Raw genomic sequence first — 14,406 nt, forward strand, 5'->3', positions numbered from 1 at the left:
TACAATTTAAATAAACAATTATGCTACCAAAAATAAATTTTACCGATACAGCTGCTTATAAATACCTTGCAGATCATTTTATAGCCATAAGCGAAACAGATATTAAGCATTTATTTGCTCAAGATGGGGAACGTTTTAAAAAATTTTCCATCCTTTTTGATGAGATTTTAGTAGATTTTTCTAAAAATAGAATTGACGACACTACGCTTGCATTGCTAGTTCAATTGGCAAAAGAGTGCAAATTAGATGAGGCAATAAATGCCATGTACAGTGGCGATAGAATTAACCAGACTGAAGATAGACCCGTTTTACACATCGCCTTGCGTAATCAAACTAACAAACCAATTTTGGTTGATGGCAAAGATGTAATGCCTGATGTAAATGCCGTTTTAGCTAAAATGGAAAAATTTAGCAACGCCATTATATCTGAAGAATGGAAAGGTTACACAGGTAAAGCAATAACTGATATCGTAAATATCGGTATCGGAGGTTCTGATTTAGGGCCAGTTATGGTTACTGAAGCTTTAAAATCTTATAAAACGAGACTAAATCTGCATTTTGTTTCTAATATTGATGGTACGCATTTGGCAGAAACGCTAAAAGATGTTGATCCAGAAACTACATTATTTTTGGTTGCTTCTAAAACATTTACTACACAAGAAACCATGACAAATGCACATAGTGCTAGAGAATGGTTTTTGAAAAGTGGAGCAAAAAAAGAAGATATTGCAAAACACTTCGCAGCCTTATCTACCAATGCTAAAGATGTAGCAGAATTTGGTATTGATACCGAAAACATGTTTGAGTTTTGGGATTGGGTTGGTGGTCGTTATTCTTTATGGAGTGCAATTGGTTTATCTATCTCATTAGGAATTGGATTTGATAACTTCAAACAACTTTTGGCTGGTGCACATGCGAGCGATGAGCACTTTAAAAATACTGAATTCGAAAAAAATATACCTGTAATTTTAGGATTATTGGGCATTTGGTATATTAATTTCCATGGAGCTGAAACACAAGCTATATTACCTTACGACCAGTATTTACATCGCTTTGCGGCATATTTTCAGCAGGGAGATATGGAAAGTAACGGCAAACATGTAGATAGAAATGGCAACAATGTTGATTACGAAACTGGACCAGTAATTTGGGGAGAACCAGGTACAAACGGGCAACATGCTTTTTATCAATTGATACATCAAGGTACAAAATTAATCCCTTGTGATTTTATTGCTCCTGCTCAAAGTTTAAACCCACTTGGTGATCATCATCCGATACTTTTGTCTAACTTTTTTGCGCAAACAGAGGCTTTAATGAATGGAAAAAGCGAAGAAGAAGTTATTGCCGAACTGAAAAAAGCAGGAAAGTCAGACAGTCAGATTAAAGAGTTGGCTCCATTTAAAGTTTTTGATGGCAACAGACCAACAAATTCAATATTAATTAAAAAAATTACACCTTATACATTAGGTAGTTTAATTGCGCTTTATGAGCATAAAATCTTCGTGCAAGGAGTAATCTGGAATATATTTAGTTTTGATCAATGGGGAGTTGAATTGGGTAAACAATTGGCTCAAAAAATACAGCCAGAATTAAAAGATGATGCTGAAGTAAATACCCATGACTCATCTACAAACGGGTTAATTAATTTGTATAAAAGCTGGAGATAAGTTATTGTTTATTTGTTGAAATAATTAAGAGAAATGCAGTTACTTAGAATTTTGACTAATGAAGCTAAATCAATGTACAATAATTATTTCTGGTTGAGTTATGGATTCTAATTGATTTGTTAATCATTAATAGAAGTAAGCGCTTATTTAAACTTATTAAATGATTTACTGTTATTAATATATAATACAATGATTATGAATACTATAAAAAAATTAGGACTTGCCATTTTGTGCTTTTTAGCTTTCAATGCAAATGCCCAAACAGACAAAGCAACTACAACAAAAATTTTAAATGAAAAAAACTTCATCTTTGTCGCAACCTCAGCCATACCATTAAACTCAAATGAAGTAAGTAAAATTTTAAATAAAATGGCTGGGCCACCAACTGGTGGCACAATTAACCTGAGTACAGATAATTATGATTTAAGGATAACACCAGACAGTTTGATATCGTACTTGCCATTTTATGGAAGAGCTTTTAATGGAACTGCATATGGCGGAAATAATGATGAAAGTGGTTATAAATTTACAAGTACCAACTTCACTTATCAAACCACAAAAGGAAGAAAAAAAGGGTGGAACATTGCTATACAAACGAAGGATGTAAAAGATAATGTGCAGATGAATTTGAGCGTTTCTGAAGGTGGATATGCTACTTTAAGCGTAGTTAGCATTAATAAGCAGTCAATTACTTTTAATGGTTATTTAAAGGAGGCTAAAAAATCAGCTGCAACAAAATAATTGAAAATTATTATATTATTTAATAGCTCAATATTAATTTATTGAGCTATTTTTATTTGATAAAGCTTTGGCCACTTTTTACCAGTTACAAAAAGTCTTTTGCCGCTCGCATCCCAAGCAATTCCATTCAAAACATTATTATCAACTTCATTTGAAGTTTTAAAGAAGTTTTTTGGCACTAAATCAGTTAAATCTATTTCAGCCTCAACTTCTCCATTTTGTGGATTGATCACAACAATTTTATTGGTTAGATAAACATTGGCGTAAATTTTACCATTAATGTATTCCAATTCGTTAATGCTGTTTAGAGGGCCTTTATTATCATAAACTTCTATAAAACCTTCTTCTTGATAATTCTTCGCATTCATTAACCAAATCTTATTGGTGCCATCGGAGCGAAGAATATTTTTTCCGTCAGATGTTAAACCCCAACCCTCTCTGCTTTGCTGATAAGGAAAAGTACCAATTTGCTCAAATGTTTTAGCGTCAAATACAAACCCTAAATTTTCTTGCCACGTTAACATGATAATCTTATCGCCAATTTTTAAAGATCCCTCGCCAAAATATTGAGGTTCTAATTGTGTTTTTTGCAAGGTCTTGCCAGATTTCAAATCGACATATTTAAGTTGCGAAGCTCCCTTTTCTCCTGTACTTTCTAATAACTTCCCATCAACATATCCTAAACCTTCGGTATATGCACTTGTATCATGAGGAAAAGTGTTTACTACAGTATAACTCAATTTTTTTGGGATGCGCTTGGTGGTTAAAACGATATTGGTATTTGTGGTGTCTTTTACATCACCCTGTGTAACAATAGCCGTAATTAATCTGTAACCTAAAGGTAAGTTAGTTGTTTTAAGCAAAGCTGAATCTGAAGATTTGTTTGTATTTATTAGCTTGCCATCAATAAAGTAAGCAACCGAATTTACATTTACATTATCCGAGATATCTAATTTGAGTTTAACTTCATCGCCTAAATAAAAGTTATCTCCTTGGTTTGGCGAACTGAAATTAATGGTTGTAGGTTCATCTTTGCATGATGCAAAAAACAAAACAAAGCATATTATGAAGTTAATTCTTCCCCAAAGGGATAAAAAAGATTTTTTAAGAGGGCCAAAATGCATCTTCAATGTGTTTTATAGTATGGTTTTGATGTTTATCAAAAAGTACAGAAATGATATCAAATCTGACTTCGCCTTTATGATTCATAATTTCAATATATTCATTTGCAGCTAAATCCATTTGTTTTTGTTTGGCATCACTTACAAAATCTTCGGGTAAACCAAAGGCGATGGATGTTCTGCTTTTAACTTCAACAAAGATCATTTTTTTATCCTGATAAGCAATTAAATCTATTTCGGCTTTGCCATGTATCCAATTTTCATCTAGTATTTCGTAGCCTAATTTCTCTAAATAAACTTTGGCAATTGCTTCACCCCTAAAACCTAAATCGTTATGTTGAGCCATAAATTTAGTATTGAGAAGTGAGATGTGAGTATTGAGACTTATTCATCTATTTTACGATTACAGAACCTAAAAATCTTGAAATTTCTTTTTCTACATTTTTAATAAAAGCATAACGCTGCATTAAAATTTCTTGATTTGTAGCATCAGTTTCTGTTTTTATCTCATGTAATAAATCTAATAAAATTCGATCTACTTTACGTTTTTTTAAATGATACAACCCACCCAAAATTGTTGCTTTTAGGTTTACCGTTTCATCTCTAACATAAATATTATGCTTGTTGTACCAATTTTCACTTAGCGTATATGGCGAGGTTGATAAAGTGATTGCTAAATCTGCAATTGCTCTATCATCGCTTTTAATAAATTGATTAGCAGTTGGCAGCTGACCGTTCTCAATTTCTATTCTATAATGATCTATAATGCGTTTACAGATTGCATTTTCGAAAGTTACATCGGTTAAATTTTGCATAATGAATGAGCCGATGTACATGTTATCAATCTTATCCCAACTTACCAATTCATGCCCAAATGAGAGCAACAAACGAACAATTTCATGTTCTTGTAAATCATCATTAGCAATAACATTTTCTGAAGCAGTTGCTGGTGCAGAAGGCGCATTATCATCAAAAAAATTATCAGGTGGCATATCCTGATATTGAGCTTGCTGTTTACTTTGCGTATTGTTAGCCTTTTTTAATTTGGCGGCACGCATCGTATTAAGCTCAGTGAGCAAAATGCGTTCTTCAATTTGCAACAAACTGCTACATTCTCTAATAAAAACCGAAGCCTTAATGTTATCCGGAATTTTTGCAATACTCTCTACAATATCCCGAATAATGCCCGCTCTTTTAATTGGGTCGTTACCTGCATCGGCTAAAAGAATGTTGGCTTTGTATAAAATAAAATCTTTTCGATTTTCTTCTATGTAAGTTTTAAAAGCACCTGCACCAACTTTGTGCATGTATGAATCTGGGTCATCACCTGCCGGGAAAGAAACAACTTTTACATTTAATCCTTCCTCCAAAATCATATCCAAACCACGTAATGATGCTTTAATACCTGCAGCATCACCGTCGTAAAGTATGGTTACATTTTGCGTAAAACGACCAATTAATCTAATTTGCTCAATTGTTAATGATGTTCCTGAAGAAGCAACAACATTTTCTATATTTGCTTGGTGTACCGATAGTACATCGGCATAACCTTCTACCAAATAGCAATTATCTTGATCTCTAATTGCCTTTTTAGCATGAAATAAACCATATAAAACGTTTGATTTATGGTAGATTTCACTTTCAGGAGAGTTTACATATTTCGGAACATTTTTATCTGTTTTTAGCGTTCTTCCTCCAAAACCAATAACCCTACCTGTAAAGTTATGGATGGGAAACATTACACGACCACGAAAACGATCGTAAAGTTTACCCTTATCATTTCTAATCGCTAAACCTGTTTTTTCTAAATACTCTTCAGCATGTTTATTTTTTACCGCATCTTGTGTTAATGCATCCCAAACATCGGGAGAGTAGCCCAAGTTAAATTTCTTGAGGATATCTTCTCTAAATCCTCGCTCTTTAAAATAACTTAGACCTATAGTTTTACCCTCTTGACTGTTCCACATTTGATCCTCGAAAAAGTTCGCGGCAAATTGCGATACTATGTATAAGCTTTCTCGAGTATTTTGTGCTTCAAGATCTTGAACGGTTTCAACCGTTTCTTCAACCTCAATATTGTATTTATTGGCTAGAAATTTTAATGCTTCGGGATACGAATATTTTTCATGCTCCATAATGAAGCGCACCGAATCGCCAGCAACACCACAGCCAAAGCATTTGTAAATGCCTTTACTTACCGAAACGTGAAAAGAAGGGGTTTTTTCGCCATGAAACGGACAGTTACCAATTAAGCTGGAGCCTCGTTTTTTTAAGTGCACAAAATCCCCTACCACCTCTTCTATACGTGCAGTCTCCTTAATTTTTTCTATCGTTTCTCCTGTAATCATACCCCTAAATCCCCAAAAAGGGACTATATATTTATCGTTAATGTATTTGAGAACCCCACCCCTTTTAGAGTAGCGTTCTACTTCACAAATGGCAGCATTGTATCTGCTACCAATCTATTGCCCACATCATTTAAATGCACTTTATCTGTTGTTAATACACCTTTTTCTTTATCTTCAGTGTTGTTAGCATTTTCATAATCAACAAAAGCTTTTCTTAAATCGCAAAGTGGAAGATTATTTTTAGTTGCTAAACTACGTACACCTTCGGCGTATTTATTTAAATCTGTATCAACTTCATTGGCATTATTTTTCTTTTCGCCAATTACAGTTGGAGTACACAAAACTACCTTACTGCCATTAGCTTGTATTTTGTTAATTAATGCCTGATAAAATTTTAAATATTTATCATAATCGGTACCTGTTTTTGCACCCAATTTATGCCAAACATCATTTATGCCAACGTAAATAAAAACTAAATCTGGTTTTTTGTTTAGCACATCATCTTCCATTCTTAAGTAAAGATCATATACTTTATTTCCTCCAATTCCAGCTCCAATTAATTCAAACTTTGTGGTGTCTATAGCTTTTTTTAATTGATTAATATAGCCGTTTCCTCTTACGCCAGCTTGCGTTATCGAATCGCCAAAGAAAATTACTTTTTTAGGTTTTGGTTTCATCGCCATGCTTAAAATAAAAATTGCTAACGTTGCAATTAAGGTAATTGATTTCGTAATATTTCTCATATCTTATTTGGTTGTTTTAAAATCTAAATCCTGAAAATCGAAGCTAAAATCAGTTAATGGAGAAATAGCTTCCATTTTAAAACCATCGGCTTTGCCCGTATTATTTAAAGTAAAATTAACAAAAGCATCGGCATCTAAGCTTCTATCGTACCATTTTACAATAAAAGTGTTGCCTTTATAATAAGTCATATCACCTTTTAATTTCGGTGAATTCTTTGCCTGAAAATGCATTTTTCCATTCATTTCGCTTATGGTAACCTCACCAAACCAAGCATCTTTAAATGTTCCGTAAAAGTTTTTAAAATCTGGCTTGGTCGAATTAGCTTTTTGAGCTGCCGCGATATCGGCCCAAGTTTTTGCTACAATTTCATCGGCTTGTTTTTCGCTTCGCAAACGGTTATCGTTATAAGTTTTAATTCTATCTAACCCTTTAACATTCAAATAACCATCTTTAATTGAATTGGTTATGGAGTTAAATGCCGCACCAGATTGTTGGTTAGTTAACACGATAATTCCTAATTTTAGCTCTGGTAAAAGCGTTACTTGGGTAACAATTCCCGATAAACCGCCAGTGTGTGTTGCCTGGAATTTACCATTTACATTACTTAAAAACCAACCTAAACCATAACTACTAAAAGTAGATGGATTGCCACCGGCGATGATGGTTTGTGGTGTCCACAGTTCTTTGTGTACAGCATAACTGAATAAGCTCTTATCTAAATTTTCTCCATATTTCCCTTCATTTAGCATCGCAATTACCCATTTGCTCATATCAGTTATACTCGAATAAACTCCGCCAGCTGCGTTGGCAATTTCTCCAAAGCTTAAACCTACTGGCAATAATTTACCTTGGTATGGAGCATGACCATCAATTACATTAGATTTATCTTTTAAGCGATACCATGAAGCTGCAGTTTTATTCATGCCTAAAGGTTGCATAATTCTACTCTCGATAAAGTCTTCATATGTCTTCCCAGAAGCTTTGGCCACAACTTCTCCGGCAACAATGTACAATAAGTTATCATAATCGTATTTAGTACGAAATGAAGAAACTGGCTTTAAGTAGCGAAGGTTATGAATAAGCTCACTCTTTGTAACTGTTGATGAATCTGGCCAAATCATTAAGTCGCCTGCACCTAAACCCAATCCACTTCTGTGTGTGAGCAAATCTCTAACCGTAAATTCATTCGTAACATACGGATCATACATTTTAAATTCAGGAATCACATCCGTTACTTTCGTATCCCAAGTTATCTTTTTTTCATCTACTAACATGCCCAATGCGGCAGCTGTCATTGCTTTGGTATTTGATGCAACGCCAAACAATGTGTTTTCATCAACCTTTAAATTGGTTTTTATAGAGCGAACGCCATAACCTTTTGAATGGATTACTTTTCCATCTTTTATTACTGCAACTGCAATACCCGGAACGTTAAAAGTAGCCAAGGTTTTTTCTGCTACGCTATCAATTTGCTTTGAGGTTAAAACTTGAGCGCTTAAACCCGCGATTGATAGAATTGAACTGATAAAAAAAAGCCCGAATGAACGATAAACTATTTGCATAAATGTGTTTTAAAAGAAAGTAAAGATAATAATCTTTTATTTCCCTTTACCCAGCCTGTAGTCTTTATGAACTACTAAAAAGCTTGCTCGTTCTTCTTTTTTAAATGGATAATCCCAGTTGCCTTGATAGGTGATTTTAGTTGGCAGTTTAACATCATTAAAATAACTCATTTCGATGTTCATTTGCACATCAAAATCAAACAGCATGTTGCTGTATTTCATGTCAACATATCTACCTAAAATTTCGAAAGTTCTTTTATCAAATATGGTAACCAATTCCTTAATCATTAGGCCGTCTTTGGTCCATTTGCTTAAATCTGGTTTTACAGCAACCTTAAATCTGTAAACTGGAATTGAATCTAAATACGTAGCACTATAAAAAGAATAATCGTAATATTGGCGCATATTGGCCGTAAAAATTTCTGTCTTGTTGCCAATAAATGGCAAACCTTTAATTGGCCTACCGGGATTAAAAATTAGGGTTTTTAACTTGTCCTTATAACTCTCATTTGTACCGCCTTTGCCATCACTTGCTGGTGCATTTGGAACAAAATCGGTATTGTAGGCATTCATAAAAATGTAATCGAACATCTCGATAGTATACAATTGATATTTGCCATTCTTTTTGTAAAGGTTACCGCTATTTTCTTTTACCAGATATTCCATTTTATATGGACCATCGTTATTATGTCTAATTTTACGGTAAACCTTGCCATCAACTTTGTTGTTTTTATCGTAAGAAAAAATACGATTTTCAGCTATGAAAGTGTACTTTTTCATATTGCGAAAAGCTTCATAAAAGCTAGTATCGCTAATAATTGCATTGATAAAAGTTTCTATACCAAATTTTTGAGCCGTAATTTTAACAACAGAATCTAATTGAATAGTTTTTATAGTATCTGGGTTAAAACGTTGAATTTCTTGGCTTTTGGCTTTTAAAACAATAAATGTGAATACAAGTAGGAAGATTATTTTTTTCATTAATATGTTGATTGCAAATACCTTGCCCTAATTTATTTGATGATGCTTACCTGTAAAAATTCAGATCAATTTTACACTGAAGTTTTAATTTCCCAATTGTTTCAATGCAATATACGCCATTAAACCTGTTGAAGTTTTTAAAGCATCTTCATCAATATCGAAATTTGGCGTATGCACAGAATGCATGGTATCTTTAGCTACATTACCGGTTCCTAACCTGTAAAAACAGGCATCAGTTACCTGAGAGTAGTAAGCAAAATCTTCAGCCGCCATCCAAATATCTAAATCTAAAACGTTTGCTGCACCTAAATAGTCTTCTGCATATTTACGTGCGTTAGCTGTTACTTTTTCTTCATTAATTAAAAAAGGATAACCATGATGGATATCAAAATGACAACTTCCACCCATACTTTCTGCAATTCCCTCGGCCATTTTTTTCATTAAAATATGTGCCTGCTTTCTCCAATCTTCATTTAAAGTTCTAAACGTACCTTCTAATTTTACCTCATTTGGGATTACATTAGTTGCACCGTTAGCAATTACTTTTCCAAAAGAAAGTACAGATGGTAAACGAGGATCGGCATTACGGCTAACAATTTGCTGTAAGGCGACAATGATGTGTGCAGTTATTAAAACAGGGTCGATATTTTGATGTGGTTGTGCACCATGGCCACCTTTTCCGGTTACGGTTACGTACAATTCATCGGTTGATGCCATGTAAATACCAGATCTAAAACCTACTTTACCAGATTCGATTAACGGCATTACATGCTGACCAATCATGGCATTAGGTTTAGGATTTTCTAAAACGCCTTCTTTAATCATGATGCTTGCACCACCTGGCAAAATCTCCTCTGCTGGCTGAAAAACCAATTTAATGGTTCCGGCAAATTCATTTTTAAGCTCATTTAAAATGTATGCTGAACCTAATAGCGATGAAGTGTGTACATCATGACCACAAGCATGCATTACACCAGGATTTTTAGATTTGTAAGGCTTGTCATTTGCTTCAACAATAGGCAGTGCATCCATATCTCCACGCAAAGCGATAACCTGATCTGATGGCAAAGCTCCTTTAATTAATCCAACCACACCAGTAATTGCCATCTCCGTAAACTCAATACCCCAACTTGCTAACTTTTCTTTTACAAAAGCTGATGTTTGGAACTCTTTAAAAGACAATTCTGGATTAGCATGCAAATGCTGACGAAAACCAACAACTTCATTAAAAATTTGAGCGGCTAAATCTTGTATTTTTTCTTTCATTGTGTGTGGTTGCTGTAATGTTTAAAAGTTGTAAAGTTAAATGTTAATCGCGATTATATTTTTCTAAGTCAACCGACTAGATAGTTTCAAAAATTTTCAATTTAACAGCTATTGTTCTAAAATTGGCGCATTTATTTTTTCTCTAAAGATGAACAAAGTTGGAAAAGTTCCTCTCAACTCATTTAAAAATGCTTGAGCTTCCATCCGTGTTCTAAAGTCGCCTACTTTTAAATAATAATTAGGTTCTTTATAGGTAATGTAAGTTCTTGTACTAGGATAAAGTGTTTGAAATTTTGTTTGTTCACTAAATGCCACTTTACGATCTGAACCATAAAAAACTTGAACTCTATAGCCCATTCCGTTAAAAATTGCTTTGCTAACCGGATTTGTAGTTGTTGGTTTTACGCTATTCAACGCTATCCGTTTTGCAATTAAACTATCTATTAATGGATCTTTATTTTCAGTTACTACGCCTCTTGTTTGCGCAAAAGATTGATTTGCACAAATCAAAACAACGAATAAAAGAGATATTTTCATCATATTAAATCTGAATAATTGCGGCCGTTGCTTGCTTTAAAAACATATAACAACTAACCAGCTGTATAAAAAGAATGCCGAACTTTTTGCAAAATTCGGCATTCTTATCTTGTATTACAAATTATGCGTTTACACCGTGGCAGTTTTTAAACTTTTTACCACTACCACAAGGGCAAGGCTCATTACGACCAACAGTTGCTTCTTTACGAATTGGTTGTTGTGGTGCTAATTCTCTAGTGTCTTCCATTGGCATATCGCCACCTGTTGCTTGGCCAAACTCTTGTTTAGTAGTTTGCAACTTTGGTTGGCGTTTAGGAGCTTGCGCTTCTCTCACATCATCAACATCTTGCTGAACCGGAATGCCACCTTTATACAAGAAACTTACAACTTCTTTATTTACCACATTTAACATGGTTTTAAATAAATTAAAAGCTTCCATTTTGTAAATAATTAATGGATCTTTTTGTTCGTAAACCGCATTTTGTACAGACTGCTTTAACTCGTCCATTTCACGTAAATGCTCTTTCCAACTGTCATCAATTAAAGCAAGAATAATCGTTTTTTCAAAAGCTTTAGTTACTTCACGACCATTATTTTCGATTGCTTTTTTCAAATTAACAGGAACTTGAATATGTCTAATTCCATCAGTAAAAGGAACTACTACTTGCTCAATCTGCTCACCACGTTCTTCGTAAACTTGTCTCAAAACCTGCATCGATTGGTTAATAATCGCTTCAGATTTACGAGCATAAAATGAAGTTACCTCTTCAAATAATATATCTGTTAAAGTGTGGATATTTTTAGAATTGAATTCTTGTTCGGTAATAGCTGTATCTGATGAGAAGTTTTTAATCACTTCTAATTTAAATCCTTCGTAATTACCTTCTTCTTTGTACTCGGTTACAATATCTTCTGCAACATCGAATACCATGTTGTTCATATCTACATCTAAACGTTCGCCAAATAAAGCATTTTTACGTTTAGCATAAATAACTGTACGTTGCGAGTTCATTACATCGTCATACTCTAACAAACGTTTACGAACACCAAAGTTGTTTTCTTCTACTTTCTTTTGAGCACGCTCAATAGAATTGGTAATCATAGAGTGTTGGATAACTTCACCATCCTCAATACCCATTTTAACCATGATATTAGAAATACGTTCTGAACCGAATAAACGCATCAAGTTGTCTTCTAATGACACGAAAAACTGTGAAGTACCTGGATCACCTTGACGACCAGCACGACCACGTAACTGTCTATCTACACGACGAGACTCATGACGCTCGGTACCAACAATAGCTAAACCACCAGCATCTTTAACGCCTGGGCCTAATTTAATATCCGTACCACGACCAGCCATGTTTGTTGCAATTGTTACCTGTCCAGCCTGTCCAGCTTCTGCAACAATATCTGCCTCTTTTTGGTGCATTTTCGCATTTAACACGTTGTGTTTAATACCACGAAGTTTAAGCATACGACTTAATAATTCAGAAATCTCAACAGATGTTGTACCAACTAAAACTGGGCGACCAGCCTGTGTTAAGGTTACAATCTCTTCGGCTACTGCATTGTATTTTTCGCGAATGGTACGGTAAACATAATCCTGCTCATCTTTACGAGCCATTACACGGTTTGTTGGTATTTCTACCACATCTAATTTATAGATTGACCAAAACTCGCCAGCCTCAGTTGTTGCAGTACCCGTCATACCGCAAAGTTTATGGTACATACGGAAGAAGTTTTGCAAAGTAACAGTTGCATAAGTTTGCGAAGCATCTTCCACTTTCACATTTTCTTTAGCTTCAATTGCCTGGTGCAAACCATCAGAATAACGACGGCCATCCATAATACGGCCAGTTTGCTCATCTACAATTTTAATCTTTCCTTCATCGATGATATACTCTACATCAATTTCGAATAAAGTATAAGCTTTTAACAACTGATTTACCGAATGAATACGTTCTGCTTTTACAGAATAATCACGCATCAAGGCATCTTTTTGAGCAATTTTTTCTTCGCTGCTTAAACTAGATTTCTCAATCTCAGCAATCTCTGTACCCACATCTGGTAATACAAAGAAACTCGCATCTTCACCTTGTTGAGTAATTAATTCAATTCCTTTTTCTGTTAACTCAACTTGGTTGTTTTTTTCATCAATATGGAAAAACAATTCAGAATCTACCTTAGGCATATTTTTAGATTGTTCTGCCATATAATGATTTTCGGTTTTTAACAAGGTTTGTCGAACACTACCCTCACTTAAAAACTTAATTAAAGCTTTGTTTTTAGGCAAACCACGGTGAGCACGTAACAATGCTAAACCACCATCGCCTTCTTCGGTACCAGCATTACCGCTGTTTATTAATTTTTTTGCTTCGTTTAATGCTGATGAAACATAAGCTTTTTGCGCATTTACCAAACGCTCGATACGAGGTTTTAATTCATGAAACTCATGCTGATCGCCAAATGGTACTGGACCAGAAATAATTAAAGGTGTACGGGCATCATCAATTAAAACTGAATCGACCTCATCTACCATTGCAAAATGCAATTTACGTTGCACCAATTGATCTGGTGTTTGCGACATGTTATCACGCAGGTAATCGAAACCAAATTCGTTGTTGGTACCGTAAGTAATATCTGCTAAATAAGCGTTTCTACGTTCTTGAGAGTTTGGCTCGTGTTTATCGATACAATCTACACGTAAACCATGAAACTCGAATAAAGGACCATTCCACTCACTATCTCTACGAGCCAAATAATCATTTACGGTTACAATATGCACACCTTGTCCGGCTAGTGCATTTAAATAAGCAGGCAAAGTACTTACCAAAGTTTTACCCTCACCAGTAGCCATCTCGGCAATTTTACCGCTATTTAAAACCATACCACCAATTAACTGTACATCGTAGTGGACCATGTTCCATACTACTTCTGTACCAGAGGCATCCCATTTATTTGCCCAATATGCTTTATCGCCTACAATCTTTACGTTGCTTTTACGAGCTGCATAATCTCTATCAAATTGTGTTGCAGTAACTTCTAATTGTTCGTTTTCACTTAAACGACGAGAAGTTTCTTTAACTACAGCAAAAGCAGCTGGCATAATTTGCAACAATACTTTCTCCAATTCGGTATCACGCTCTTTACCTAAAGCATCAACTTCATCATATAAAGCAGTTTTTTCTGTAAGAGATAGCTCTTGATTTTCTGCTTTATGTTTAATCTCAGCTACTTTTGCATCGATATTTGCTAATGCATCAGCAATTGTTGCTTTAAATGCTACTGTTTTATTTCGTAATTCATCATTAGTAATTGATGAAAGTTTTGCATATTCTTCATTAATTTGAGTTACTAAAGGTTGTAATACTTTAATATCTCTCTCTGATTTGCTTCCAAATATTTTGGCTAAAAATCCTAACATGTTTTTGTTATT

At 34.4% G+C, this 14,406-nt stretch carries 11 protein-coding genes; 2 read left to right on the top strand and 9 right to left on the bottom strand.

From position 1 onward, the window contains the following. The first annotated feature begins 20 nt into the window (after nt 1-20). Complete coding sequence (gene pgi / locus AC07XU_RS03430) at nt 21-1,667, top strand: glucose-6-phosphate isomerase (RefSeq protein ID WP_494942221.1); 1,647 nt, start codon at nt 21-23, stop codon at nt 1,665-1,667. Nucleotides 1,668-1,862: 195 nt separating this feature from the next. Continuing rightward, entirely contained in the window at nt 1,863-2,408 is a 546-nt protein-coding gene (locus AC07XU_RS03435; protein WP_494942222.1) for a DUF4251 domain-containing protein, read from the top strand. 38 nt (nt 2,409-2,446) lie between these two features. Here the strand turns inward: AC07XU_RS03435 and AC07XU_RS03440 are convergent, their stop codons facing one another. From AC07XU_RS03440 to secA, 9 genes are all read right to left on the bottom strand, one after another. Then, nucleotides 2,447-3,460, bottom strand: a complete 1,014-nt coding sequence (locus AC07XU_RS03440; RefSeq protein WP_494942223.1) for a glutaminyl-peptide cyclotransferase — start codon at nt 3,458-3,460, stop codon at nt 2,447-2,449. 52 nt (nt 3,461-3,512) lie between these two features. After that, complete coding sequence (locus AC07XU_RS03445; RefSeq protein WP_494942224.1) at nt 3,513-3,875, bottom strand: YraN family protein; 363 nt, start codon at nt 3,873-3,875, stop codon at nt 3,513-3,515. Between the two features lie 46 nt (nt 3,876-3,921). Next, nucleotides 3,922-5,877, bottom strand: a complete 1,956-nt coding sequence (gene dnaG / locus AC07XU_RS03450) for a DNA primase (protein ID WP_494942225.1) — start codon at nt 5,875-5,877, stop codon at nt 3,922-3,924. Between the two features lie 77 nt (nt 5,878-5,954). Then, nucleotides 5,955-6,620 carry an SGNH/GDSL hydrolase family protein gene (locus tag AC07XU_RS03455; RefSeq protein ID WP_494942226.1) on the bottom strand — a complete coding sequence of 222 codons (666 nt, stop codon included), beginning with the start codon at nt 6,618-6,620 and terminating at the stop codon, nt 5,955-5,957. A 3-nt stretch (nt 6,621-6,623) separates the two neighbouring features. Then, nucleotides 6,624-8,183 (bottom strand): serine hydrolase, encoded by a 1,560-nt coding sequence (locus tag AC07XU_RS03460; RefSeq protein WP_494942227.1) that lies wholly within the window; start codon nt 8,181-8,183, stop codon nt 6,624-6,626. 36 nt (nt 8,184-8,219) lie between these two features. Then, the gene (locus AC07XU_RS03465; RefSeq protein ID WP_494942228.1) at nt 8,220-9,164 is read right to left on the bottom strand and encodes a hypothetical protein; all 945 of its coding nucleotides are present in this window, start codon (nt 9,162-9,164) and stop codon (nt 8,220-8,222) included. Between the two features lie 84 nt (nt 9,165-9,248). Continuing rightward, complete coding sequence (locus tag AC07XU_RS03470) at nt 9,249-10,430, bottom strand: M20 metallopeptidase family protein (RefSeq protein ID WP_494942229.1); 1,182 nt, start codon at nt 10,428-10,430, stop codon at nt 9,249-9,251. Between the two features lie 108 nt (nt 10,431-10,538). Further along, entirely contained in the window at nt 10,539-10,970 is a 432-nt protein-coding gene (locus AC07XU_RS03475; protein WP_494942230.1) for an SPOR domain-containing protein, read from the bottom strand. 118 nt (nt 10,971-11,088) lie between these two features. Next, nucleotides 11,089-14,394 (bottom strand): preprotein translocase subunit SecA, encoded by a 3,306-nt coding sequence (secA, locus tag AC07XU_RS03480; protein WP_494942231.1) that lies wholly within the window; start codon nt 14,392-14,394, stop codon nt 11,089-11,091. Nucleotides 14,395-14,406: the final 12 nt, after the last annotated feature.

The organism is Pedobacter sp. GW456-11-11-14-TSB4 (assembly GCF_059424425.1).